General features: G+C 70.8%; 22 protein-coding genes. 11 read left to right on the top strand and 11 right to left on the bottom strand.

Translation table 11 applies throughout. The features are described 5' to 3' along the window. Window positions 1–91 precede the first annotated feature (91 nt). From ACVN90_RS12395 to ACVN90_RS12375, 5 genes are read left to right on the top strand one after another with little or no spacing between them, the layout of a single operon-like run. A complete protein-coding gene (locus tag ACVN90_RS12395) occupies window positions 92–967 on the top strand; it encodes an LLM class flavin-dependent oxidoreductase (RefSeq protein ID WP_475098545.1) in 876 nt (291 codons plus the stop codon). After that, the gene (locus ACVN90_RS12390; protein WP_475098544.1) at window positions 964–1728 is read left to right on the top strand and encodes an LLM class flavin-dependent oxidoreductase; all 765 of its coding nucleotides are present in this window, start codon (window positions 964–966) and stop codon (window positions 1726–1728) included. Before ACVN90_RS12395 ends, ACVN90_RS12390 begins: the two co-directional genes overlap by 4 nt. Then, window positions 1728–2126 (top strand): DoxX family protein, encoded by a 399-nt coding sequence (locus ACVN90_RS12385; protein ID WP_475102115.1) that lies wholly within the window; start codon window positions 1728–1730, stop codon window positions 2124–2126. The genes ACVN90_RS12390 and ACVN90_RS12385 overlap by 1 nt, the downstream gene beginning before the upstream one ends. Continuing rightward, on the top strand, window positions 2123–3094 hold the full coding sequence (locus ACVN90_RS12380; protein WP_475098543.1) for an epimerase: 972 nt from the start codon (window positions 2123–2125) through the stop codon (window positions 3092–3094). The genes ACVN90_RS12385 and ACVN90_RS12380 overlap by 4 nt, the downstream gene beginning before the upstream one ends. Window positions 3095–3152: 58 nt before the next feature. Next, on the top strand, window positions 3153–4685 hold the full coding sequence (locus ACVN90_RS12375) for an ATP-dependent DNA ligase (RefSeq protein WP_475098542.1): 1533 nt from the start codon (window positions 3153–3155) through the stop codon (window positions 4683–4685). A gap of 67 nt (window positions 4686–4752) precedes the next feature. Here the strand turns inward: ACVN90_RS12375 and ACVN90_RS12370 are convergent, their stop codons facing one another. Continuing rightward, window positions 4753–5409 carry a response regulator gene (locus tag ACVN90_RS12370; protein WP_475098541.1) on the bottom strand — a complete coding sequence of 219 codons (657 nt, stop codon included), beginning with the start codon at window positions 5407–5409 and terminating at the stop codon, window positions 4753–4755. Next, window positions 5406–7055, bottom strand: a complete 1650-nt coding sequence (locus tag ACVN90_RS12365; protein WP_475098540.1) for a sensor histidine kinase — start codon at window positions 7053–7055, stop codon at window positions 5406–5408. Before ACVN90_RS12365 ends, ACVN90_RS12370 begins: the two co-directional genes overlap by 4 nt. 176 nt (window positions 7056–7231) lie before the next feature. On the opposite strand from ACVN90_RS12365, the gene ACVN90_RS12360 reads away from it, so the two are divergent. From ACVN90_RS12360 to ACVN90_RS12350, 3 genes are all read left to right on the top strand, one after another. Then, window positions 7232–8764 carry a CitMHS family transporter gene (locus tag ACVN90_RS12360; RefSeq protein WP_475098539.1) on the top strand — a complete coding sequence of 511 codons (1533 nt, stop codon included), beginning with the start codon at window positions 7232–7234 and terminating at the stop codon, window positions 8762–8764. A gap of 126 nt (window positions 8765–8890) precedes the next feature. Continuing rightward, on the top strand, window positions 8891–9511 hold the full coding sequence (locus ACVN90_RS12355) for an alpha/beta fold hydrolase (protein WP_475098538.1): 621 nt from the start codon (window positions 8891–8893) through the stop codon (window positions 9509–9511). Further along, window positions 9508–10215 (top strand): NAD-dependent deacylase, encoded by a 708-nt coding sequence (locus ACVN90_RS12350; RefSeq protein WP_475098537.1) that lies wholly within the window; start codon window positions 9508–9510, stop codon window positions 10213–10215. The genes ACVN90_RS12355 and ACVN90_RS12350 overlap by 4 nt, the downstream gene beginning before the upstream one ends. A gap of 62 nt (window positions 10216–10277) precedes the next feature. Here the strand turns inward: ACVN90_RS12350 and ACVN90_RS12345 are convergent, their stop codons facing one another. The 7 genes from ACVN90_RS12345 to ACVN90_RS12315 all read right to left on the bottom strand — a co-directional run bounded on the left by ACVN90_RS12345 (window position 10278) and on the right by ACVN90_RS12315 (window position 18382). After that, window positions 10278–11549: a sugar ABC transporter permease gene (locus ACVN90_RS12345; RefSeq protein ID WP_475098536.1), complete on the bottom strand. Its 1272-nt coding sequence runs from the start codon at window positions 11547–11549 to the stop codon at window positions 10278–10280. Continuing rightward, window positions 11546–12376, bottom strand: coding sequence for an ATP-binding cassette domain-containing protein (locus tag ACVN90_RS12340; RefSeq protein WP_116196507.1), 831 nt, complete (start codon window positions 12374–12376; stop codon window positions 11546–11548). Before ACVN90_RS12340 ends, ACVN90_RS12345 begins: the two co-directional genes overlap by 4 nt. A gap of 93 nt (window positions 12377–12469) precedes the next feature. Continuing rightward, complete coding sequence (locus ACVN90_RS12335; RefSeq protein ID WP_475098535.1) at window positions 12470–13552, bottom strand: sugar ABC transporter substrate-binding protein; 1083 nt, start codon at window positions 13550–13552, stop codon at window positions 12470–12472. A gap of 298 nt (window positions 13553–13850) precedes the next feature. Further along, entirely contained in the window at window positions 13851–15098 is a 1248-nt protein-coding gene (locus ACVN90_RS12330) for a sugar ABC transporter permease (protein ID WP_475098534.1), read from the bottom strand. Then, on the bottom strand, window positions 15095–16021 hold the full coding sequence (locus ACVN90_RS12325; protein WP_475098533.1) for an ATP-binding cassette domain-containing protein: 927 nt from the start codon (window positions 16019–16021) through the stop codon (window positions 15095–15097). Before ACVN90_RS12325 ends, ACVN90_RS12330 begins: the two co-directional genes overlap by 4 nt. A 51-nt stretch (window positions 16022–16072) precedes the next feature. Further along, complete coding sequence (locus ACVN90_RS12320) at window positions 16073–17170, bottom strand: sugar ABC transporter substrate-binding protein (RefSeq protein WP_475098532.1); 1098 nt, start codon at window positions 17168–17170, stop codon at window positions 16073–16075. A gap of 9 nt (window positions 17171–17179) precedes the next feature. Further along, window positions 17180–18382, bottom strand: a complete 1203-nt coding sequence (locus ACVN90_RS12315) for an ROK family transcriptional regulator (protein ID WP_475098531.1) — start codon at window positions 18380–18382, stop codon at window positions 17180–17182. Window positions 18383–18483: 101 nt separating this feature from the next. Here ACVN90_RS12315 and ACVN90_RS12310 point away from each other — a divergent pair, with 101 nt between their 5' ends. Both ACVN90_RS12310 and ACVN90_RS12305 read left to right on the top strand, forming a co-directional pair. Then, entirely contained in the window at window positions 18484–19869 is a 1386-nt protein-coding gene (locus ACVN90_RS12310; RefSeq protein ID WP_475098530.1) for an FAD-binding oxidoreductase, read from the top strand. A 1-nt stretch (window position 19870) separates the two neighbouring features. After that, entirely contained in the window at window positions 19871–20683 is an 813-nt protein-coding gene (locus tag ACVN90_RS12305) for an alpha/beta fold hydrolase (RefSeq protein ID WP_475098529.1), read from the top strand. Between the two features lies 1 nt (window position 20684). On the opposite strand, the gene ACVN90_RS12300 is transcribed toward ACVN90_RS12305, so the two are convergent. Continuing rightward, entirely contained in the window at window positions 20685–21560 is an 876-nt protein-coding gene (locus tag ACVN90_RS12300) for an NYN domain-containing protein (protein WP_475098528.1), read from the bottom strand. Window position 21561: 1 nt separating this feature from the next. Beyond that, window positions 21562–22554, bottom strand: a complete 993-nt coding sequence (locus ACVN90_RS12295) for a Gfo/Idh/MocA family protein (RefSeq protein ID WP_475098527.1) — start codon at window positions 22552–22554, stop codon at window positions 21562–21564. 142 nt (window positions 22555–22696) lie between these two features. Between ACVN90_RS12295 and ACVN90_RS12290 the strand changes: the two genes are divergently transcribed. Then, window positions 22697–23668, top strand: a complete 972-nt coding sequence (locus ACVN90_RS12290) for an IS481 family transposase (RefSeq protein WP_475098526.1) — start codon at window positions 22697–22699, stop codon at window positions 23666–23668. Window position 23669 lies beyond the last annotated feature (1 nt).

Raw genomic sequence — 23669 nt, 5'->3', positions numbered from 1 at the left:
GGTTGACCTGTCGAAGATGCGGGCGCACGGATGCCGGCGGCCACCGCGGCCGCGCTGTGTGGGTGTCGGCGTGGCCTGACAGAGTGGGTGCATGACCCGCATCGGCGCGATCTTCAACCCCTACACGCACAGCCCCGACGAATTCCGAGACGCCGTTCTGGCCGCCGAGGCGGCCGGACTGCCCGAGCTGTGGATCTGGGAGGACTGCTTCCGGCAGTCCGCCTTCGCCACCGTGGGCGCCGCTCTCGCGTGGACCGAGGCCCTGCGCATCGGCATCGGGATCGCACCCATGCCGCTGCGGAACGTCGCCGCCACGGCGATGGAGATCGCCACCGTCGAGGGACTCTTCCCCGGCCGGCTGCTGCCGGGCGTCGGCCACGGCGTGCTCGACTGGATGGGGCAGGTCGGCGCCCGCGTCGCCTCGCCGCTGACCCTGATGCGCGAGTACGTCCCTGCCCTGCGCAGTCTGCTCGCCGGCGACGAGGTGAGTGTCGACGGTCGGTACGTCACGCTTCGCGACGTGCGCGTGAACTACCCGCCGACGACGCCGCCGCTCGTGTACGCGGCGGCCGAGGGACCGAAGACGCTGCGGTTGAGCGGCGAGGTCGCCGACGGCACCGTGCTCGACAGCGGGCACACCGCCGCCGAGTACGCGATCGCGACGGCGGCCATCCGCGAGGCCCGCGCCGCGGCCGGCCGTGGCGACGGCCACGACGTCGTCGCCTATGTCGTCACCGCGTTCGGTCCGGAAGCGGAGGCCCGCGCGATCGCGGATGTCGGCGACAAGCCCGAACCTGAGGAGCGCGCGCTGTGGGGCGATGCGGCGGAGGTCGCCGCGGGTGCGCAGCGCTTCTTCGACGCGGGCGTCGACGACGTGGTGCTCCTGCCCTCGTCGCGCGGCGACATCGCCGAGTTCTACCGGGCGGCCGCCGAGGTGTCCAGGCTCGTCGGCGCGAGCGCCGCATGAGCGGGCTTCTCTCAATCGGCATCGCGGCCGCTGCCGGCACGGAGGTCGCGGCGCGCGTCGCAGCGGCCGCCGAAGCCGCGGGGCTGCACGCTCTGTGGGTCAACGACACGCCAGGGCACGACGCGCTGGAGATTCTCCGCTCCGCCGCGGGCGTGACCGAGCGCCTCGTGCTCGCCAGTGGGGTGCTGCCGATCGACCGTCGCACGCCCGACGACATCCTCGCCGCTGTCGCGGGGCTTCCCGCCGACCGGCTCGTCCTCGGCATCGGCTCTGGGCAGCTTCGTTCCGGTGCGGTCGCGAGCGTGACGGATGCTGCCACCGCCCTCCGCTCGCGCACCGAGGCCCGCGTCGTGGTCGGGGCGCTCGGCCCGAGGATGAGGCGCGCCGGGGCTGCGACGTCCGACGGACTCCTGCTCAGCTGGCTCACGCCGGAGATCGCGGCCGACCAGTTGCGGCACGCTCACGAACTCGCCGGCACGACGCACGTTGCGCTGTACGTGCGGACGGCGGTCGACCCCGCTGGTACCTCGGTGCTCGATGAGGAGGCGCAGCGCTACGCCGGGTACCCCGCCTATGCGGCGAACTTCGCGCGCTTGGGGGTCCGCGCCGCTGACACGGTCATTCGGCCCGCTGTGCTGCGTGACCGGATCGCCGCCTACCGTGCCGCCGCCGACGAGGTGGTCCTGCGGGCCATCACCGCCTCGGGCAGCCTCGACGAACACCTGCGCTTCATCGACGCCGTCGCCGAGGCTGTCGCGTGATGCGGGTCGTCGCCCGCTGGGCGCTCGCGGCGCTGCTGGCGGCCGCGGGCGCCTCACACCTCACGTGGGGGCGCCGCGGCTACCGCATCGTCGTACCCGATTGGGCGACGCGACTGCTCCACATCGACAAAGACACGATCGTGGTCGCGTCGGGGGTCGTCGAACTGATGCTCGGCAGCGCGCTCGTGGCGCTGCCCGCCGAGCGTCGCCGCGTCGGCTGGGCGGTGGCAGCGTTCTTCGTGGCAGTCTTCCCCGGCAACGTCCATCAGTGGCGGACGGGCCGAGCGGCGCCCCTGCTGCGCACCGATCGGGCGCGGTTCGTTCGGCTGCTGCTGCAGCCGGTGCTGGTGCTGTGGGCGCTGTGGAGCACGAGCGGCATCGCGGGGAGCGGCCGATGAGCCGACCGGTGGCCGTCGTCGCGGGCGCTTCGGGCTTCGTCGGCCGGGCGCTGGCGGGCGCGTTCACCGAGGACGGGTATGACGTGCGAACCATCGGGCGGTCGCACGCCGACGCGACGTGGGACGACGGCGGCAGCATCCGTGCCCTCGTCGACGGCGCCGCCGTACTCGTGAACCTCGCGGGCAAGTCCGTGAACTGCCGGTACACCGACGCCAATCGCGACGAGATCCTGCGATCGCGGGTCGAGACGACGGCGGCCCTGCGGGAGGCGGTGACGGATGCTGCGACCCCGCCTCGCGTGTGGCTCAATGCCAGTACGGCCACGATCTACCGATACGCGATGGACCGGCCGCAGACCGAAGCTGGCGGGGAGCTCGGGGCCGGATTCTCGGTCGACGTGGCGCGGAACTGGGAGGACGAGTTCTTCGCGGGGGATCTGCCGACGACGCGCCGAGTCGCCCTGCGCATGGCCATCGTCGTCGGCGACGGCCCGGCGACGCGGACGCTCGTGCGGCTCGCACGGCTCGGCCTCGGGGGTCCGCAGTACGACGGCTGGTGGTGGGCGCACCGCCGGTACCGGGGGATCGGGCCGCACCCCACGGGCACCGGGCGCCCGGCCTGGCACCGGTCAGGCGGTCGGCAGCGATTCAGCTGGATCCATATCGACGATGTCGTCGGAGCGGTGCGTTTCGTCCGCGACCGGCCCGATGTCGAGGGGCCGGTGAACCTCGCGGCCCCGGATGCCGGCGACAACCGCACGCTGATGGCGACGCTGCGCCGCATCGTCGGGCAGCCGATCGGCCTGCCCGCCTACCGCTTCATGCTCGAGCCTGCGATGGCGGTGCTGCGCACCGAGCCGGAGCTCGTGCTCAAGAGCCGGTGGGTCTCGCCGCAGGTGCTGCTGTCGGCCGGCTACGAGTTCACGCACCGCGACCTGGAATCCGCACTGCGGACCGTCGTGCGCTGACGGCGGGAACGTGGTCCGGTCCGGGACAGGTGTCGGGGGCCGGTGCCAGAATGCCGATGTGCTGCTGAACGAGCTGGTGACTGCGACGTGCGAGGTCGCGGCGACGTCGTCGCGATTGGCGAAGATCGCCGTCCTCGCGGCGCTGCTGCGCGGGCTCGAGCCCGACGAGGTCGCTCCCGCGATCGGATTCCTCACCGCCAACCCGCGGCAGGGGCGACTCGGGGTCGGCTGGCGGAGCCTCACGGGCCTCGATGTCACGCACGCGGACGAACCGACACTCTCCGTGCTCGACGTCGACGCATCGCTCAGCCGGCTGGCCGCGGCCGACGGGGCCGGCTCGGTGCTCGCGCGGCGCTCCGAGCTCGACGCGCTCGCCGGTGCCGCGACCGCGGATGAGTGGGACTTCCTCGCGAGGGTCATGATCGGCGAGCTGAGAACCGGCGCGCTGGAAGGCGTGCTTCTCGACGCCATCGCGAAGGGCTCCGAGCGGGAGGCGCCAGTCGTTCGGCGGGCCGCGATGCTCTCCGGCGACCTCGGCGCGACCGCGCGGATCGCGCTCGACGGCACGCCCGACGACCTCGCCGCGGTCGGGCTCGAGGTGGGCCGCGGAGTGCTGCCGATGCTCGCCGCGACAGCGGGCTCGACGGCTGAGGCGCTCGAGACGCTCGGGGCCGCGGCATCCGTCGAATACAAGCTCGACGGTGCGCGCATCCAGGTGCATCGCGACGGCGACGACGTGCGCGTCTTCACCCGCAGCCTCGCCGACATCACGCACCGTGTGCCGGAGCTGGTCGAGGCGGTGCGTGAGCTTCCGGCCGAGCGGGTGATCCTCGACGGCGAGACGTTGTCGCTCGACGAGGACGGCGGTCCGCGGCCGTTTCAAGACACCATGTCGCGATTCGGATCGATGGGCGACGATGCCGCGGCCACCGTGCTGCGGCCATGGTTCTTCGACATCCTGCATCTCGACGGCCGCGACCTGATCGACGAGCCGCTCTCCACCCGCCTCGAGCTGCTCGACCGCGCCGTCGGCGATGCGCGCATGCCGGGCGTCATCACCGACAACCCCGCCGAGGCCGAGGAGTTCTCGCGTCAGGCGCTCGCGGCTGGTCACGAGGGAGTGATGGTGAAGGCGCTGGGCGCGCCCTACGCCGCGGGGCGGCGCGGGAAGAGCTGGCTCAAGGTCAAGCCCGTGCTCACCTACGACCTCGTCGTGCTCGCCGTCGAGTGGGGATCGGGTCGCCGCACGGGGCAACTGTCCAACCTGCACCTGGGCGCACGCGACCCGGAGGGCGCCTTCGGCGAGCCGGGCGGCTTCGTGATGGTGGGCAAGACGTTCAAGGGACTCACCGACGCGACGCTCAGGTGGCAGACCGAGCACTTCCCGACCATCGAGACGCACCGCTCGGCTTACGCCGTGCACGTGCGTCCCGAGACGGTCGTCGAGATCGCGATCGACGGCGTGCAGCGCTCGTCGCGGTATCCCGGCGGGGTTGCGCTGCGCTTCGCACGTGTGAAGGGGTATCGCCCCGACAAGCGTCCCGACGAGGCCGACACGATCGAGTCGCTGCGCGCTCTGCTGCGCGGCTGATGGATGTCTTCACCCGCAGCTGCGATGCGGGCGAAGCGGTGGGAAGTGTGAGTGCGGGGCGCGGTCCTCAGCGCCGGGCGGCGACGTATCGGTGTTCGGGTCGGCCCGTGGTGCCGTAGCGCAGCCGCACCTCGACCTGGCCGCGGGTGGCGAGCGCGGCCAGATGGCGCTGGGCCGTCGCTCGCGAGATGCCCACCCGGTCGGCGACCTCCGCCGCGGAAGCTTCGTCGTCGCCGAGGCCCTCGAGTATCAGCTGCTCGGTCGCCGAGCGCGCGACCGTGGCCGGCTCCGCAGAGCCGTGCAGGATCGTGAGGGCGCGGTCGATCTGCTCCTGCTCGAGCGGGCGGTCGGTCCTGAGGAGGTTGCGCATGCGGGCATAGCGGTCGAGACGCTCGGCGAGCACGCGGGCGTCGAACGGCTTCGTCAGGTACGCGAGGGCGCCGGCGCGCAGCGCGCGACGCACGGTCGCAGCATCCGTCGCCGCCGACAGCACGAACGCGTCGACGTCGACCGCGGCGACGAACTCGACGCCGTCGCCGTCGGGGAGGAACGCGTCGACGAGCAGCAGGTCGGGTGCGTGAGTGCGCACGGCCGGCCGCGCGGCGCCGAGCGAATGCACGGGGTCCAGCGCGGCGAACCCGGCGCGGGACGCGACGATGTCGCGGTGCAGTCCCGCCACGCGGAAGTCGTCGTCCACGACGAGCACGCGGATGGGCTGCGTCATGGGTTCTCCTCTCGAGGGCTCTCGGTGTCGCGGCGCAGCGCGCCGGGAAGTCGAGCCCCGAACATCGCGCCGGCGCCGTCGCCGCCCGCGTCGATCAGCCAGACATCGCCGCCGTGCCGGCGCGCGAGATCGCGCGAAAGCGGCAGACCGAAGCCGTGTCCGTGCACCTCGTCACGGCCGTGCGGGTCGGTCTCGCGAGAGCCGGTGCGACCGAACGGGTCGCTCCCGATCGGACGGATGCCGCCGCCCGAGTCGGCGACCGTGACCACGAGCTCGTCGGCGTCGCCGAGCAGCGCGATCTCCACCCATCGCGGCTCGTCGCCGGCGACGGCGGCGGTGACCGCGTTGCCGACGAGGTTGCCGAGGATCGCTGCGACGTCCTCCGGGAGTGCGGTCTCGCTCAGCAGCAGGGTGTCGTCGGAGATGCGCACCGTCACCCCGCGTTCGCGGGCGGCCGCGCCGGTCGCGCCGAGGAGCGACTGGAGGAACGCGTCGGGCACACGCTCGAGGCCGGCGACCGCGTAGTCGACCGCGCCGCGCTCGGTGAGATCGCCGAGGAACGCGCGCGCTTCGTCGACGCGGTCGGCGTCGATCAGCCCCGAGGCGACGTGCAGCCGGTTCGCGAACTCGTGCCGCTGCACGCGCAGCCCCTCGGTCATGGCGCGCACGGTCTCGAGCCGCCCGGCGAGGGCCTCGACGTCGGTGCGATCGCGCACCACGACGATCTCGCCCAGTGCGCGGTCGTCGCGGCGTACCGGGCGGGTGTCGAGGTAGAGCACGCGGTCGCCGACGACGGCCTCCACCGCAGTCGCGCCCTCGCGCACGGCGCGGACCACGTCGTCCGGCAACGCCAGCTCGTCGAACCGGCGGCCGACGGGATCGTCGAGGCGCAGCATCCGTTCCGCCGCCTCGTTGCAGACGCGCACGACACCGTCGGGGTCCAGGGCGACGACGCCGTCGCCGACGCCCTCGAGCACCGCCGCCTGGTTCTGCACGAGCGCCACGAGTTCCTCGGGCTGGAGCCCGAGGGTCAGGCGTTCGAAGCGCCGTCGCAGCAGCAAGGTCGCGAGCGTCGCCAGGGCCACGCCGCCCAGTGCGGCGACGGCGATCGTCGCGAGCAGCGCGGGGAGGTCGTCGAACACGCTCGCGCGCTCGAAGCCGACGCTGACCTCGCCGACCGGCTCACCGCCGTCCTCGGCGTAGATCGGCACCTTCGCGCGTGCGGACTCACCCAGCGTGCCGACCTCCCAGTCGACCACCTCGTTGCCCTCGAGCACCTCGGCGAAGGGCGTCGAGACCACCTGTCCGAGCAGGTCCTGATTCGGGTGGGCGAGACGGATGCCGTGATCATCGGTGATCACGACGAACAGCGCGTCCGTGCGGCCGGCCACGTCGGTGGCGATCTGCTGCAGGGGACCGTCGCGGAGGTCCGCGGCATCCGGAGTCCCCGGATCCGCCGAGAACTCGGCGACCACGGACTTCACGTCGGGATCCTCGGCGACCGTGCGGGCGATGTTGAGGGCGGCGGCCTCGGACTCGGCGCGCAATTGGCGTACGCCGAGCCAACCGAAGACGAGCGCGCACACGGCGACGACGGCGGTGACCGTCGCGAGCTGCACCAGCAGCAGCCGTGTCGCGAACCGCATTGCACCTCCCGGGCGTGTGAGCGGCGCACATGAGCAGAATGCGCAGAACACACGCTACGCGCACAACGTGAGGGAATGCGACTTACCGCGCGGCGGCGCGACGCTGCCGCCTAACCTCTGTCGAGCGCACCGCGACCGGTGCGAGACCTGACGCACCTTACGACGAAGGAGTCGACATGAACGCGGCAGCACCGTTCCTCCTCCAGGCCGCCGCGGCCGAGGAAACCTACGCGACGGCCTTCGTCCCGCCCGAGTGGGTGCTGGTCGCCCTGGGATTCACGATGGTGCTCGTCTTCATGGCGCTCATCATGACGCGACGGCTCACCCCCATGGTCGCGCTCATCATCGTGCCCACCGTGTTCGGCCTGTTCGCCGGCGCGGGACTCGGCCTCGGCGACATGATCATCGACGCCATCGGCAGCATGGCCCCGACGGCCGCGCTGCTCATGTTCGCGATCATGTACTTCGGCATCATGATCGACGTCGGGCTGTTCGACCCGCTGATCCGGGCGATCACCCGACTGCTCGGCGACGACCCCGCGAACGTCGTGCTCGGCACGGCGATCCTCGCCGGTGCGGTGTCGCTCGACGGCGACGGGTCGACGACCTTCATCATCACGACATCGGCGATGCTGCCGATCTACCTGCGCCTGGGCATGAGCCCGGTCGTGCTCACGTGCGTCGCGGGCCTCATGAACGGCACGCTCAACATCGTGCCGTGGGGCGGGCCGACGGTGCGCGCGGCGACGGCGCTCGGCCTGCAGCCCACCGACATCTTCGTGCCGATGCTCCCGTCCCTCGCGGCCGGCATCGTGATCGCACTGACCTTCGCCTGGTTCCTGGGCCTCTCGGAGCGCAAGCGCATCGGCAGCGTCGACACCTCGCGTCTCGGCGACGGCGGCTCGCTGGCCGGCCCCCGGATCTTCCGCGGCTCCGACTCGAAGCCCGGCGCCCGTGCAACGCTGCGCACCGGCAACATCGTGACGCTCGCCGGCGGCCGCGGAGGAGTGCCTGCCGCGACGGCGGTCGTCGACCGGGAAGACACGGCGATGGCCGACACCATGCTCGACCCGAACCGTGCGACGCTGCGGCCGAAGCTCATCTGGTTCAACCTGGCGCTGACGCTTGCCGTGATGGTGCTGCTGGTGCTCGACATCTTCCCGCTCGCGTACGTCTTCATGGTCGGCGCCGCAATCGCGCTGGTGGTCAACTTCCCGAAGCTCAAGGGCCAGGCCGACGAGATCGTCGCGCACGCCCCGAGCATCGTCGGCGTCGTGTCGATGGTCCTTGCGGCCGGTGTGCTGGTCGGCGTGCTGAACGGCACCGGCATGGTCGACGCCATGGCGACATGGATCACCACTGTGATCCCGGCTTCGCTCGGCCCGTTCCTCGCCGTGATCACCGGGATCCTGTCGATCCCGTTCACGTTCTTCATGTCGAACGACGCGTTCTACTACGGCATCCTCCCGGTGCTCGCGCAGAGCGCCGAGCACTTCGGGATCGCCCCGGTCGAGATGGCGCGTGCCTCGATCACCGGCCAGCCGGTGCACCTGCAGAGCCCGCTCGTGCCGGCGATCCTGCTGCTGGTGTCGCTCGCGAGCGTCAACCTCGGCGACCACCACAAGAAGGTGCTGTGGCGCGCCACGATCGTGTCGCTCGCGATGCTGGCCGTCGGCGTGCTGGTGGGTGCGATCCCCCTCATGGCCTGAGCCGCGACGCCAGGCTCGTCCGCGCGAGACTCCACCCGAGCGCCGAGACTGCGGGAGACCCCCGCAGTCTCGGCGCTCCACTGGAGTCTCGCGGTCCTGCGGGGAGCTGGAACGTAGGATTTCGCCATGACCAAGGGACCCGCCCCCGACGCCTCGTACGAGAACCGCAGCTTCGGGGCGCCCGGTGCGGACCGGACGGTCGTCCTGCTCCGCTCGGGGGTCTCGACCCTGACGGATCCTCGCCCGGATGTCACCGCCCGGCGCGACGCGAGGATCGTCGCGGTGGGGCTCACCGTGGACGACATCGACGATCCGGCGGCCTACCGCGGGGCGACCCCGGCGGAGGCGACGGCCAGCGTCATCGCACGGTTCATCGCGGAGGAGGCGCACGGGCGTCCGGTCGGCCTCGTGGGAGTGGGCGAGGCCGGTGAGCTCGCGATCATGATCGCGGCGCATCTTGGTGAGGGCGTCGACAGGCTGGCGCTCGTCGCGGTTCCCCGACCGGAGTCCGAGCTCGGAGCGAGCGAAGTCGCCGAGCTCCTCGACCGCATCGCGGCCAAGACGCTCCTCATGAACGGCCAGGCGGATCCGACGGCGCCGTCCGGCGCGGCGCGGTGGTTCAAGGATCACCTGGTGTCGGCGCGGGTCGAGATGGTGCCGAAGACGGACGACCTCGAGGCGCGGCTCATCCTCGCCGACGTCTGGGAGCGCGTGCTGTCGCACGTCGCGCCCGGCACCGTGCGATGATCCGCATCGTCGTGCTCACCGGGGCCGGCATCTCGGCCGAGAGCGGGGTGCCCACGTTCCGCGGCGCCGACGGCCTCTGGGAGGGGCACGACATCGACGACGTCGCGACGCCGGAGGGGTTCGACCGCGACCCCGACCTCGTCCAGGCGTTCTATGACGCGCGGCGCAGGGCGGTAGCATCCGTCGTCCCGAATGCCGCGCATCGCGCGCTCGCCCGTCTCGAAGGCGCGATCGGCGACGACCTGCTCATCGTCACGCAGAACGTCGACGACCTGCACGAGCGCGCCGGCAGCCGCAACCTCGTGCACATGCACGGCGAGCTGCGACGCGCGCTGTGCCTCGCGTGCGGATCCCGGCCCGATTGGGACGCCGACCTCTTCGACCGCCCCGCGTGCCCGGAATGCGGACAACGGATGCTGCGCCCCGACGTGGTCTGGTTCGGTGAGATGCCGTACGAGCTCGACCGCATCGAGCAGGCGGTCGTCGCGTGCGACGTGTTCGTCTCGATCGGCACGTCGGGGGAGGTGTACCCGGCGGCGGGCTACGTCGCGCTCGCGTCCGCCTTCGGGGCGCGCACGGTGGAGCTGAACCTCGAGCCGAGCGACCCGGGCGTCCCCTTCGACGACGCACGGGCAGGTCTCGCGAGCGAGCTCGTGCCGGCGTGGGTCGAGGAAGTCATCGACGCCAGGAGCGCCCGACGCTAGACGGACGAGGAGCGCCGGATGGACGCATCCATCCGGCGCTCATCGTCCGTATGCGCGAGGCGCTACATCCGCACCCCGCCCGACCGGACCCTCGAGAGGGCGTCGACGGTCGCGGCGAGGATCAGCACGCCGCCGGTGACGAGCAGGTTGATGCCGGCGGGCAGGTTCAGCAGACCGAGGCCGTTGGTGATCGTCGCGATGACGAGCGCACCGATCGCGGCGTGCATGAGACGGCCCTTGCCGCCGAACAGGCTGACGCCGCCGACGACGGCTGCGGCGACGCCCGACAGAACGATGTCGCGGCCGACGGTGGCGTCGACCGAGCCGACGCGCGCGACGCTCAGCAGCGCCGAGAACACGGCGAGGCTGGAGCAGATCACGAACGCCCACCACTTGATCCAGCGCACCTTCACGCCGGAGCGGCGTGCGGCCTCGGCATTGCCTCCGATCGCGTAGATGTAGCGCCCGAACTTGGTGCGGTCCAGCAGGAACGTGCCGATCCAGAGGATGACGAGCACGACGGGAACGACGATCGGCACGCCGGCGACCTCGACCACGGACTGCCCGCGGTTCTGGTTGAGCACGTACACGACGATGCCGCCGATGACCGCGATTGCGGCGAGCTTGATCCACACCATCGACAGCGCGCGGTTGGGGACGCCCGCACGGGTGCGGCGGGCGCGGTCCCAGAACGAGGTGCCGGCGGAGATGGCGAGCATGATCACGAGCATGACCCAGCCGCCCCACACCGGCAGGTTGCCGTTCTGCAGAGCGATGAGCTCGGGCACCTCGAGACGGAACAGGCCGCCGGGGCCGATGATGACCAGCGCGAGGCCTTGGAAGCCGAGGAACAAGCCCAACGTCACGACGAACGACGGGATGCCGACTCTCGCGACGAAGAAACCTATCAGGGCGCCGGTGAGGAACCCGAACCCGAACCCGATGAGCAAGGCGAGCGGCCACGGGATGCCGAATTGCGCGTTGAGCACGACGAACAGTGCCATGCCGACGCCGCCCGTGACGCCGGCCGACAGGTCGATCTCGCCCAGCAGCAGCACGAACACGAGCGCCATGCCGAGCACGACGAGGGTCGCGGCCTGGTTCAGCAGGTTGGCGAAGTTGCGTTCGGTGAGGAAGAACGGGCTGAGGATCGAGAACAGTGCCCCGAGGACGACGAGCCCGCCGATCGCGGGGAGGGCGCCCATGTCGCCGCCGCGCACGCGCTGCCACCAGGCGCGGATCTGATCGCCGACACCGCCTTCGACCCCGCTGCCGATCAGGTCGCTGGCGAGTGGGTCGGGAGCGGCCTCGGTGCGGGTGACGTTGCTGCTCATTCCGCGCCTCCTTCGGTGCGAACGGTCGACGTGTCGAGGATCGAGACGCCGGCGGGTGTCTTGGTGCCGGTGATGTAGCCGACCACGTCGTCGCGGGTGGTCGAGGACGTCGGGATCTGCGCGACCATCTGGCCGAGGTACAGCACCGCGATGTCATCGGCAACCTCGAACACGTCGGCGAGGTTGTGGCTGATGAGGATCACGGCGACGCCTTGTTCGGAGAGGCGCTTCACCAGATTGAGCACCTGCTCCGTCTGTGCGACGCCGAGTGCCGCGGTCGGCTCGTCGAGGATCACGACGCGCGCCTTCTTGAGCACGGCGCGGGCGATCGCGACGGTCTGGCGCTGTCCGCCGGAGAGGCTGGACACCTTCTGACGCACGGACTTCACCGTGCGCACCGACAGCGAGCGCAGCGTGTCGGACGCCTCCTTCTCCATGCGGCCCTCGTCGAAGGTGCCGAAGGACAACTCCTCGCGGCCGAGGAACATGTTCTGCACGATGTCGAGGTTGTCGCACAGCGCGAGGTCCTGGTAGACGACTTCGATACCGAGACCGGAGGCATCGCGGGGCGCGTGAAGGTCGCGGTGCTGACCGTCGATGAGGACTTCGCCCTCGTCGTAGGGCTGAACGCCGGCGAGGCCCTTGATGAGCGTGGACTTGCCGGCGCCGTTGTCGCCCACCAGGGCGGTGACCTTGCCGGGGTGGACCTTCAGGTCGACGCCCTTCAGGACGCTGACCGGCCCGAAGGACTTCTTGACGCCGACCAGCTGGATGATCGGCTCAGCACCGACCGCGGTGGCCGGAGGGGTGGTGATTGTGTCTGACATGCTCGCTTCCTTGGGAATGTCATGGTCCGGCGCGAAGGGGCGTCACGCCGTGCGGCGCGACGCCCCTTGCGGCTCAGTCCGCAGACCGCTCCATTACTGGGCGGTGACTCCGTACTGCTCGCAGGCAGCCATCACGTCGGGCGTGCAGACGTCGTCATAGTCGGCGTCACCCGCGGCGACGACGTCCTTGACCTTGTCCGGTCCGACCAGGATCGGCGTGACCTGGATGTAGGGCGTGCCGTCCTCGAGCTCGGCCTGAGCCGTCACGTCCTCACCCTTGAGCAGCGAGACCGCGGTGTCGACAGCGGCCGTGGCCTCGTCCTTGACCGGCTTGTAGACCGTGGCGGTCTGCCAGCCGAGCAGGATGTTCTGCAGGCCAGCGACGTTCGCATCCTGGCCCGACACGGCGACGCCGGTCAGGTTGTTGTCCTGGAGGACCTTGATGACGCCGGCCGCGTTGGTGTCGTTGGCGACCCACACGCCGTCGACCTTGCCACCGAGCGAGGTCAGAGCCTGCTCGAAGTTGGTCTGCGACTTGGCCTGGTCCCACACCCCGGGAGGCTCGGCGGCTGCAGTGATGCCCGCGGCCTCCATCACCTCGACGGCGCCGTCGTGGAACATCGCCGCGTTGCCGTCGGTCGGGTCGCCGCCCATGTAGACGACGACAGCGGTCGCCGGGTCCTTGCCGGCGGTCTCGAGGCCGTCAAGGACCGTCTGGCCCTCGAGGCGTCCGACCTCGGTGTTGTCGAACGACACGTAGTAGTCGGCACCGGTGAAGGGACGGTCGTAGGCGATCACCGGGATGCCTTCGGCCTTGGCCTTCGTCGCGACAGCCTCGGCTGCGCCCTGGTAGTCGACCAGGAGCATCACGCCGCAGCCCTGAGTGAGCTGCTGGTCCGCGATCGTCGAGTACTTGTTGACGTCACCCTGCGCGTTCTGGATGTCCGCCTCGAACCCAGCCTCCTCCAGGCCCTCCTGGAGGTACTTGCGGTCGAAGTTCTCCCAGCGCGGCGACGAGGCCGCATCCGGCAGGATCACGCAGGCACGGCTGGCCGCGTCGCCGCCACCCTCGGTGGAACCCCCGTCGCCGGTGCCACCGCCGCCGGCACAGCCGGCCAGCATCACCGCGGCGGCGCCCGTGAGGGCGGCCACGGCGAGGATCGAAGACTTCTTCATCTTTCGCCTTTCGTCGTTGAAGCGAGCGAGTCCCAGGATCATCCCTGGTGTTCATCGCGCTGATGCGATCATCGACGACACCGATTCTTATCGTCAAGTCTTGAACATAACGCTTTGGCAACGCCGAGCGACGTGGGCGAAGGATGCTGCTGCTCCGGCGCCCGAGAGAACGCTTACCGTGCAGAGTGCCCGCGTACACGGGTGAAATGCGACAATTCGCCAAACAAGCACCCGGTGCGATCCTGATCACCTGCTGGGAGCGTTCGCCAAGTGAACCCAGGCGAGGGCCGACGTACGTTCAGGCGCGCCCGGTAGCTGCGCGGGTGCGGCGCGAGAGGGAATCGACGATCACCGCGAGCACGAGCACGACGCCGGTCACCATGAACTGCACCGAGGAGTCGAGGTTGAGAAGCGTCAGGCCCGACGAGATCGACTGGATCACCACGATGCCGATGAGCGCCGAGAAGGCGGACCCGCGCCCGCCGAACAGGCTCGTGCCGCCGATGACGGCCGCCGCGATCGCGTTGAGGTTGACGTCGCCGGTGCCCGAGCTCTGGTTCGCCGAAGCGAGTCGCGCCGCGGCGAGGATGCCGCCCACGGCGGCGAGGGTGGAGCACAGCGCGAAGACCGACAGGTAGATCCGGTCCACCCGGATCCCCGCGCGTCTCGCGGCCTCGACGGATCCGCCGACCGCGTAGACCGCGCGCCCCCAGCGGGTGCGGGTGAGGGCGAAGTTCATCGCGACGACCAGCCCGAGGAAGAACAGGAACATCACGCCGACGCCCCGATACAGGTTCAGGTACCACGTGGCGACCAGCAGGAACACGAGCATGACACCGCTGCGGACCGCGATCTCGGCGTAGCTCTGACTCACCAGGTTCGCCGCCGCGCGTCGCCGCGCCCGCCGGACGAGCGACCACGCGAAGGCGGCCACCGCGAGCACGGCCACGACGTAGGACGCCCACGCCGGCAGGAACATCTGCTGGGCGAACTGCACCAGCCACGAGTCGAACGGGATCGCGATCGATCCGGTCTCGCCCAGCACCCACAGTTGCAGCCCGAGGAATCCGAGCAGGCCCGCGAGTGTGATGACGAAGCTCGGAAGACCGAACCGCGTGTAGAGGTACCCGTATAGCAGCCCGACCAGGCAGCCGATCGCGACCCCCGCGATGAGGGCGAGGACGAGGTTCCACTGCAGCTGCACGAAGGTCACGGCCAGCACCGCGGCGGCCAGGCCCGACACCGATCCGACCGAGAGGTCGATTTCGCCGACGAGCAGCACGACCACCACGCCCAAGGCGATCGTGCCGATCGCGGCGCACTGCATCGTGAGGTTGACGAGGTTCTCGCTCGAGAGGAACACCGGGTTCAGCAGCTGGAAGACGGTCCAGATGACGGCGATCCCGAGCACGACGGGGAGAGCCCCCAGATCTCCGCCGCGCACGCGCGCCACGAACGCCTCGAGGGCGTGTCGGATGCCGCTGCCGCTCAGCAGCCGTTCCTCCGGGGCGGTCTCCGCGAGGCGCTCGTCGCCGTGGAGGCTCATCGGGTCCCGTCCCCGCGGGGACGAGAGGTGCGGCGCGACCCGGCGCGCGGCATGCGGATGACCGTTCCGCCCGCGGTGTGCTCGTCGAGCGGCGGCTCGTCGCGCGGCGGGCCGACCGGCGACGGCGGGGGCGCAGCATCCGGTGCGCGGCGCGCAGCAGAGTGATCGACCGCGCCCGTGATGGCGGCGATGAGCGTCTCGCTCGTGACGTCGGCGACGTTGTACACGCCGTTGTTGCGGCCGAGGCGCAGCACGACGACGCGGTCGGCGACCGCCATGACGTCGGCCATGTTGTGGCTGATGAGGATCACGCCGTGCCCGCGTTCGCGCAGCCGCTCGATGAGGTTCAGCACCTCGGCGGTCTGCGCCACGCCGAGCGCCGCGGTCGGCTCGTCGAGGATCACCACGCGGGGCTCGCCGATGAGCGATCTCGCGATCGCGACGGTCTGGCGCTGTCCTCCCGAGAGCGAGGCCACCGGTACGCGCACCGACGGGATCTTCGCCGACAGCTCGCGCAGCAGCGTCCAGGTGCGCTGCTCCATGTCGACCTCGTCGAGCGTCGCACCGTCGCGGAGCTCCCGACCCAGCCACAGGTTGGCGACGACGTCGAGGTTGTCGCACAGGGCGAGGTCCTGGAAGATCGTCTCGATCCCGAGCTCCTGCGCGTCGGCCGGGGTGTCGATGCCGACGGGCTCGCCGTCGAACTCGATCGATCCGCTGTCGGGCGGATGCACGCCCGCGAGCACCTTCACGAGCGTGGACTTGCCGGCGCCGTTGTCGCCGACGAGGGCGACGACCTCGCCCTCGTTGACCCAGAAGTCGACGTCGGTGAGGGCTTTGACCGCGCCGAAGCGCTTGCCGATGCCGCGCATCGTCAGCACGCGTTCGCGCGGGCGTCCCGCCCGCGGGTGCGTCATCGACATCCTCGCCTCGTCCTCATCGATCCCCTGCCGACCCCTGTCAGAGTCAGGACCCTACCCGATGCCCGCCGCTTCGCACGCATCCGCGTACGCCGGGGTGCAGATGTCGTCGACGGTCCAGAACCCGTCCGCGACGACGGTGTCCATGATGTCGTCGATCGTCACGGCGACCGGATCGAGGAGCGTGGCCGGCGTGCCCTGGATCTCGAGCGGGGCCGTGACCTCCTCGCCGTGCAGCAGCTTGACCGCGACTTCGGCCGCGAGCTCGGCCTGCGGCTTGATCGCCTTGTAGACGGTCATGTACTGGTCGCCCGTCAGGATGCGCTGGATCGCCGAGAGCTCGGCGTCCTGACCCGTGACGATGGGCAGGGGATCGACGTTCGCGACCCGCAGCGCCGCGATCGCGCCGCCCGCCGTCGCGTCGTTCGCCGCATACACGCCCGCGATGGCGCCGCCGTGCTGCGCGATCTGGCCCGACACCCATTCCTGCGCCTTCTCGGGGTTCCAGCCGGGGGTGTCGTACTCGGCGAGCACCCGCAGTCCGCTGTCGTCGATGATGCTGTGCGCGCCCTGCTTGAACAGTGCGGCGTTGCTGTCGGTGGGGGAGCCGTTGACCATCAGGATGCCGCTGCCCTCGTCCTCCGCCTGCACGCCCTCCACGAACGCGGTGGCCTGCAGCACGCCGACCTTCTCGTTGTCGAACGAGATGTAGTAGGCCAGGTCGCCGCCGGCGATGAGGCGGTCGTACGAGATGACGGGCACGCCTTTCGCGTTCGCGGAGCTCACGATGCTGACCGCGGCGTTCGCATCGACGGGGTCGAGCACGAGCACGCCGGCACCGGCCGTCAGTGCGGACTCCGCCTGCTGCTGTTGCTTCGCGGCGTCCTGATCGGCGTTGGCATAGAGGACGTCGTAGTCGCCGAGCTCCGCGACGCGGGCCTCGAACATCGGCCGGTCGAACGTCTCGTATCGTGCGGTCTTCGCGTCGGGCAGCAGCAGTGCGATCGTGTCGTCGGACGGGGTCCCGCCCGGGGCGGGTGCGCCGGAGCAGGCAGACAGCATCGCTGCCGCGAGCAGGACACCGGATGCTGCCGCCGGCGCGCGACGCCCGCTCGGGCGCCGTCGCGGCCGATCCAGTCGCGTACGGGGCATCGGACGAGCCTATGCGGTGATGGGCAGCGACGGTGCAGTCGGAAGCTGGGCGTCGACCGTGACGTGGTCGAGGGCGATCGCGATGGCGCCGCGTGTCTCGGCCCACTCGCCGAAAGAGGCGCCCACGATCTCGGGCAGGCCGTCGGCGGACGGGAGCGCGGTGCGCTCGAGCGAGTGGCGCATGGGTGCCATGAGGATCTCTCCGGCCTGGCCGAGCTCGCCGCCCACGACGATGAGCTCGGGGTCGAAGAGGTTGCACAGGCTCGCGGCGGCGATTCCGATGTGGCGGCCGGCATCGGCGATCACGCGGCGTGCCGCACCGTCACCGGCTTCGGCAGCGTGCAGCAGGTCGCCGAGGCGGTGCATGCCCTCGCTCGGAGGGAAGAGCGACAGCAGAGCCGGTCCGCCGGCGTAGGTCTCGAGGCATCCGCGATTGCTGCAGCGGCAGATCGGGCCGTTCTCGTCGAGCGTCACGTGGCCGATCTGCCCGGCCTTGCCGTTGACGCCGCGGAACAGGTCGCCGTTCACGATGAGCCCTGCGCTGATAGTGTGCCCGACGCGGATGAAGACCGACGACGCAGCGGAGCGTCCGTTGCCCTCGCGGGCCTCGGCCAGCCCGCCGAGATTGGCCTCGCTGTCGACGTGCACGGGGCGGCCGATGCGGATCGCGAGGCTCTCGGCGACGTCGACGTTCTCCCAGCCGCGCAGCAGCCCCGGGGTCGAGACCATGCCGGTGCGGGGATCGATGGGCGCGGGAAGTGCGAGCCCGACGCCGAGCAGGTCGGTGATGGACCCGCCGAGGGACTCCATCATGTCGCCGAGCAGCAGCGCGAGGCGGTCGAGCTCGGAGTCGTGGCGGTGGTCGAGGGGGAGGGGCAGCGAGGACTGCGTCACGATGGTGCGCGCGGTGTCGGCGATCGCGATGTGCAGGTGACGCGAGCTGTAGTGCACCCCCGCGACGAGGCCGAGCCGGCGGGCGAGCGACACGAGGGTCGCGCGGCGGCCGCTGCTCGTCGTGAACGACGTGTGCAGGAGACCGGACGCCGTCAGCTCCTTGACGATGTTCGAGACCGTGGCGGGCGAGAGGCCCGTGCTGCCGGCGAGCTCGATCTGGGTGAGCCGGCCGTGGCGCTTCAGCGACTCGATGACGCGCGCGCGATTGGCCTCGCGGAGCGAGGTCTGCGAGCCCGGCGGGGCTTGACGGCGTGCCACAGGTCACACTGTATCCCACGGCCGATTTCCCAGGTCGGCTTTGGGTTCCCGCGGAGTCGCGCACGGGCCCGGCGCGCGGCACGCACTAGCATCGGTACGCCATGCACACCGTCGTCGAGGCCCTTCGCGCCGCCCTGCCCCCGCACGCCGTCGTCACGGACGACGAGACCCGCGAGCGACTGAGCCACGACGACGCGGAATGGGCCGACTACGGGCTGCCCGCCGCCGTCGTCTTCGCGTCGTCCCTCGACGACGTCGTCGCGACAGTCCGCGTCGCCGCCGCGCACGGCGTGCCGATCGTGCCGCGCGGCGCCGGCACGGGTCTTTCCGGGGGCGCGAATGCGACGGATGGATGCCTCGTCCTCTCGCTCGAGCGCATGACGAGGATCGTCGAGGTGAACGCCCGAGAGCGGTACGCCGTGGTCGAGGCCGGTGTGCTCAACGACGATCTGCGCCGCCACGTCGCGGGAGTGGGGCTCTGGTATCCGCCGGATCCCGCGAGCCGGGCGATCTCGACGATCGGCGGCAACGTCGCGACGAACGCCGGCGGCATCTGCTGCGTCAAGTACGGCGTGACGCGCGACTACGTCCTCGGCATGACCGTCGTGCTCGCCGACGGGAGCGTGGCGACGCTCGGCCGCACCACGGCGAAGGGCGTCACGGGCTACGACCTGGCCGGCCTCTTCGTCGGGTCCGAAGGCACGCTCGGTATCGTCGTCGACGTGACGCTGAAGCTGCGGCCGCTCGGCGGCCGCGAGGAGCGCGCCGTGGTCGGGTACTTCCGCAGTCTGACGGATGCCGGCCGGGCCGTCGCGGCCGTCACAGAGGCGGGGATCGTGCCGTCGGCCCTGGAGCTCATCGACAGCATCTGCCTGCATGCGGTCGCCGAGTGGCAGGGCTGGGATCTCCCGGAGGAGGCGTCCGCCCTGCTGCTCGCGAAGGTCGACGAGGCCGGCGCGCGCGGCGAGGAGTTGGCGGCGGCGATCGAGGATCACTTCCGCGCCGCCGGCGGCAGCCGCGTCGAGCGCGCCGCCGATCCCGACGAGGTCGACCGGCTGTTCACGGCCCGTCGTCTCGCATATCCGGCGCTCGAACGACTCGGTCCCGTGCTGACCGAGGACGTCTGCGTCCCCCGCGGCGCGGTGCCCGAGATGCTCTCACGCATCGAGGCGGCGGCCGCTGACGCCGGCGTCGTGATCGCCAACATCGCCCACGCGGGCGACGGCAACCTGCATCCGCTGATCATCGCGCCGGAGGGCGACGACGACGCCAAGGTGCGCGCGAAGGTCGCGTTCGACCGCATCGTCGACGACTGCCGCGCCCTCGGCGGTACCGTCACGGGGGAGCACGGCGTCGGGCTGCTGAAACTCCCGGGTGCGGCAGCGGAGCTCGGCCCTGCGGTGCTGCGCCTTCATCGCGCGATCAAAGACGCCCTCGACCCTGCGGGGATCCTCAACCCCGGCAAGGCCTTCCCGAACGGAGAGTGACATGCCCTCGATCCGCGCCGACGACGACGTCCGGTTGGAGTACGAAGAGTCCGGTGATCCGGCCGGCCGGCCGGTGGTGCTGCTCGCCGGATTCAAGGCCGCGGCGTCGAGCTGGTGCTATCAGGTGCCGGCGCTGGAGCGCGCCGGATACCGCGTGCTGGCGGTCGACCTGCGAGGGCACGGAAACGCCGAGCGACCGGCATCCGGTGTCGACATGGCCCGGCGGGCAGGCGACGTGCGTGACGTGGTCGACGCGCTCGACCTTCGCGGCGCGGCGCTCGTCGGCGGGTCGATGGGGGCGAACACGATCTGGTCGTACCTCGGGCAGGAAGGCGCTGATCGCGTCGCGGCAGTCGTGAGCGTGGACCAGACGCCGAAGATGCTCAACACGGCCGACTGGTCGCACGGCTTCTACGGCTACACCGCGGACAACATCGACACGTACTTCGCCGAGGGCATCCCCGATACCGGCGTCGGAACGCCGCTGTGGCGACGGGGCATGCGCCTGGCGCGACTGCTCCGGGCGATGAAGGGCGCTGAGCGATCGTTCACCCCCGGTGAGCTCGCCCTGCTCGACGACCACGCGAAAGCCGACTGGCGCTCGGCGATCGCGGCGAGCGAGGTGCCCGTGCTGTTCGTCGCCGGCGCCGAGAGCGAGTTCTGGCCCAGCTCCCACGCCGCTGCGTCCGCCGCGCTCGCGCCCCGCGGCGAATCGGCGGTGATCGCGCGCGACGGGCATGCCGCGAACATCGAGCAGCCGAAGGCCTTCAACGCCGGATTGCTCGAATTCCTCGCCCGCGCCGCGCCCGCCTGATTCAGCGCCGGTCGGCGGCGAGGCGGATCAGCACGATGTTGCCCGACTCGTCGACCTCGGCGACGCCCGGGTGGGCCTTCACGAACTCCGAGAAGCTCTTGTGCCCGAGCGCCTTCTCGCTGAACGACGGGTCGAGCCGCTTGATGAGGCTCTTCACGGCCGAGGCGTGCTGCCACTCCACGCCTTCCTTGTCGCTCTCCAGGCGCAGCGCGCGCTCGAGGAGCGACTCGGTCGGGTCGACGGCGGCCTTCCTCGAGCGCCGACTGGCGGACGCGCGCTGGGGCGCAGCATCCTTCTTCCCCGACGGCGGAGCCGCGACACCCGGGAGCGCGTCGTACGAGTCGAACTGGTCGCACGCCGCGGCGAGGGACTTGGCGGTCGAGCCCGCGACGCCGACGCCGACGACGAAACGCCCGAGACGGCGGCAGCGCTGCGCGAGCGGCACGTAGTCCGAGTCCCCGGCGACGATCACGACGTGCGTGAGGTCGGGGAGGCGGAACATGTCTTCGACCGCGTCCACGGCGAGGCGGATGTCGGCGCCGTTCTTCGCGTACGCCGCGGCAGGGAAGAGCTGCACGAGGTCGACGGCGCGGGCCACCAGCTGCGACCGGTACTCGGCGTTGACGGGCGCCGACCAGTCCGCGTACGCGCGGGTGAGCACCAGAGTGCCGAACGACGTCGCGTAGTCGATGATGGCGCCGACGTCGATCGTCGCGGCGGCGAGGCGCTCGGCGATCTCGGGGTTCGCAGCATCCGTCGCGATCTTCTGGCGGTCGCGGGAGTAGGAGTTCTTGCCGTGGACGCGGTCGTACCACGACATCACGATGTTGTCGAAGTCCAGGTACACCGCGACGCGCGGGCTCAGCAGGTCGGGCATGTCACTCCTCACCGGGGTAGCGGACGCCGACGAGGTCGCGGATCTCGTCGAGGGTGGCCATGATCGCGACAGACTCGTCGATGGGCAGCACGTCGGAGTCGGTGCGGCCCTCGGCGAGGTACCGCTCGGCGGCGAGCGCCTGGTACTGCATGCCACGGCCCTCGATGTCGGAGCGGAACTCCTCGCGCACCGCACCGTCGGGGCTGACGAGGCGGAACGAGGTCGCCTGGTACCAGACGCTGTCGATGTCGATGCGGGCCTCGGTGCCGATGATCGTCGCGGTGTTGGGGCCGGCGCCGCGGGATGCCGAGAGGGAGGTCGACAGCGCGCCCGAGGCGTGCGTCATGATCGTCGCGACCTCGGTGTCGGATCCCGCGGCGCCGATGCGGGCCGCCGCGGCGATGGAGAGGGGCTCACCGAGGATGTCCCATGCGAAGGACACGGGGTAGATCCCGAGGTCGAGGAGGGCGCCACCGCCGAGTTCCAGCGCGTTGATGCGGTGCGCAGGGTCGGAGGGCAGCAGCTGCGTGTGGTCGGCGGTGACGGCGCGGACCTCTCCGAGGGCGCCCGACTCCACGAGTTCGCGGATGCGCACCATGTGAGGAAGGTACCGCGTCCACATCGCCTCCATCGCGAGGAGACCGCGCTCCGCCGCCGCGTCGCGCACCGCCGCGGCCTCGGCGGCGTTGAGGGTGAACGCCTTCTCGACCAGCACGTGCTTGCCCGCCTCGAGGGCGAGAAGAGCGTTCGCCGCGTGCATCGGGTGCGGCGTCGCGATGTACACGATGTCGACGCCGGGATCGGCGAAGAGCTCCTCGTACGAGCCGTGGGCGTGCGGGATTCCGAAGTCGGCGGCGAACGCCTCGGCGGTCTCTCTGCGCCGCGAACCCACGGCGGCGACGTCGAGCCCGGCGGTGCGCAGGTCGCTGGTGAAGGCTCGGGCGATGCCGCCCGGTCCGAGGATCCCCCAGCGGGGGGAGGAGGGCGAAGTCATGAACACGAGGCTATCGGCGCGATGCCGCTCGTGCCCGGACGACTAGCTGTACTCAGCAGAGACGTTGGTGACGTTCTTGTGAGGTGAGGAGACCTCCTGGCTTAGTGGAGCTGTCTAGTTTCTTCACCCGCCAGGAGGTCTCGTGTCTCACGCTAATGCCCGGCTGAATGTCCGGGGCAGGGTTCTGCTTGTCGAACGGGTGCTGGTGCAGCATCGTCCAGTCGCACACGTCGCGAAGGAGCTCGGGGTGTCGCGCCAATGCGCGCACCGCTGGGTCAACAGGTTCCGGGCCGAGGGCGTCGCCGGACTGCGTGACCGGTCCTCGCGTCCGCACTCCATGCCGCAACGAACACCACTTGAGGTGGAGTTGCGGGTGGTCGCGTTGCGCCGTCAGCTGCGACAAGGCCCCGATCGCCTCGCCGCGGTGGTGGGTGTTCCCGCGCGCACCATCACCGCCATCCTGCGGCGGCATCACGTGCCGCGTCTGGTCGAGTGCGACCCGCTCACCGGGGCGGTCATCCGGGCGTCGAAGACCACCACTGTCCGCTACGAACGCGCCCGACCCGGCGAGCTGGTGCACATGGACGTGAAAAAGCTGGGCCGCATCCCCGACGGCGGCGGGTGGCGTGCGCACGGCAGATCGGCCGGCGACACCGCCGCCCACAGGAGAGCCCGGATCGGGTTCGACTACGTGCACTCACTCGTCGACGATCACTCCCGACTGGCGTACTCCGAGATCCACCCGGACGAGAAGGGCGCCACCTGCGCCGGGTTCCTCACCCGGGCTGCCGCCTACTTCCGCGACCACGGCATCACCCGCATCGAGCGGGTCATGACCGACAACCATTTCAGCTACCGGCTCTCCAACGACGTCCAGGACGTGCTTGCCGCGCTCGGCGCCAAACACGTGCTGATCCGCCCCCACTGTCCCTGGCAGAACGGCAAGGTGGAACGACTGAACCGCACCCTGCAAACCGAATGGGCATACCGGCAAGTGTTCACCTCGAACGACCAACGCGCCGCCGCCCTTGCACCCTGGCTCGAGCACTACAACACTCAGCGATACCACTCAGCCATCGGCGGCACCCCACTCAGCCGGGTGTCACCAACCTGAC

Source organism: Microbacterium sp. F01 (genome assembly GCF_056156365.1).
The sequence above is the reverse complement of the archived record's forward strand: the minus strand, read 5'-3'. Positions and strand labels throughout refer to the sequence as shown.

What these genes read in the sequence shown, in the direction of transcription:
- ACVN90_RS12335 (WP_475098535.1), bottom strand. Translation starts at nt 13,552, where the DNA reads ATGAAGAAGTCTTCGATCCTCGCCGTGGCCGCCCTCACGGGCGCCGCC.
- ACVN90_RS12295 (WP_475098527.1), bottom strand. Translation starts at nt 22,554, where the DNA reads ATGACTTCGCCCTCCTCCCCCCGCTGGGGGATCCTCGGACCGGGCGGC.
- ACVN90_RS12385 (WP_475102115.1), top strand. Translation starts at nt 1,728, where the DNA reads ATGCGGGTCGTCGCCCGCTGGGCGCTCGCGGCGCTGCTGGCGGCCGCG.
- ACVN90_RS12340 (WP_116196507.1), bottom strand. Translation starts at nt 12,376, where the DNA reads ATGTCAGACACAATCACCACCCCTCCGGCCACCGCGGTCGGTGCTGAG.
- ACVN90_RS12355 (WP_475098538.1), top strand. Translation starts at nt 8,891, where the DNA reads ATGACCAAGGGACCCGCCCCCGACGCCTCGTACGAGAACCGCAGCTTC.
- ACVN90_RS12300 (WP_475098528.1), bottom strand. Translation starts at nt 21,560, where the DNA reads ATGCCCGACCTGCTGAGCCCGCGCGTCGCGGTGTACCTGGACTTCGAC.
- ACVN90_RS12310 (WP_475098530.1), top strand. Translation starts at nt 18,484, where the DNA reads ATGCACACCGTCGTCGAGGCCCTTCGCGCCGCCCTGCCCCCGCACGCC.
- ACVN90_RS12345 (WP_475098536.1), bottom strand. Translation starts at nt 11,549, where the DNA reads ATGAGCAGCAACGTCACCCGCACCGAGGCCGCTCCCGACCCACTCGCC.
- ACVN90_RS12370 (WP_475098541.1), bottom strand. Translation starts at nt 5,409, where the DNA reads ATGACGCAGCCCATCCGCGTGCTCGTCGTGGACGACGACTTCCGCGTG.
- ACVN90_RS12390 (WP_475098544.1), top strand. Translation starts at nt 964, where the DNA reads ATGAGCGGGCTTCTCTCAATCGGCATCGCGGCCGCTGCCGGCACGGAG.
- ACVN90_RS12330 (WP_475098534.1), bottom strand. Translation starts at nt 15,098, where the DNA reads ATGAGCCTCCACGGCGACGAGCGCCTCGCGGAGACCGCCCCGGAGGAA.
- ACVN90_RS12360 (WP_475098539.1), top strand. Translation starts at nt 7,232, where the DNA reads ATGAACGCGGCAGCACCGTTCCTCCTCCAGGCCGCCGCGGCCGAGGAA.
- ACVN90_RS12350 (WP_475098537.1), top strand. Translation starts at nt 9,508, where the DNA reads ATGATCCGCATCGTCGTGCTCACCGGGGCCGGCATCTCGGCCGAGAGC.
- ACVN90_RS12305 (WP_475098529.1), top strand. Translation starts at nt 19,871, where the DNA reads ATGCCCTCGATCCGCGCCGACGACGACGTCCGGTTGGAGTACGAAGAG.
- ACVN90_RS12320 (WP_475098532.1), bottom strand. Translation starts at nt 17,170, where the DNA reads ATGCCCCGTACGCGACTGGATCGGCCGCGACGGCGCCCGAGCGGGCGT.
- ACVN90_RS12325 (WP_475098533.1), bottom strand. Translation starts at nt 16,021, where the DNA reads ATGTCGATGACGCACCCGCGGGCGGGACGCCCGCGCGAACGCGTGCTG.
- ACVN90_RS12365 (WP_475098540.1), bottom strand. Translation starts at nt 7,055, where the DNA reads ATGCGGTTCGCGACACGGCTGCTGCTGGTGCAGCTCGCGACGGTCACC.
- ACVN90_RS12380 (WP_475098543.1), top strand. Translation starts at nt 2,123, where the DNA reads ATGAGCCGACCGGTGGCCGTCGTCGCGGGCGCTTCGGGCTTCGTCGGC.
- ACVN90_RS12395 (WP_475098545.1), top strand. Translation starts at nt 92, where the DNA reads ATGACCCGCATCGGCGCGATCTTCAACCCCTACACGCACAGCCCCGAC.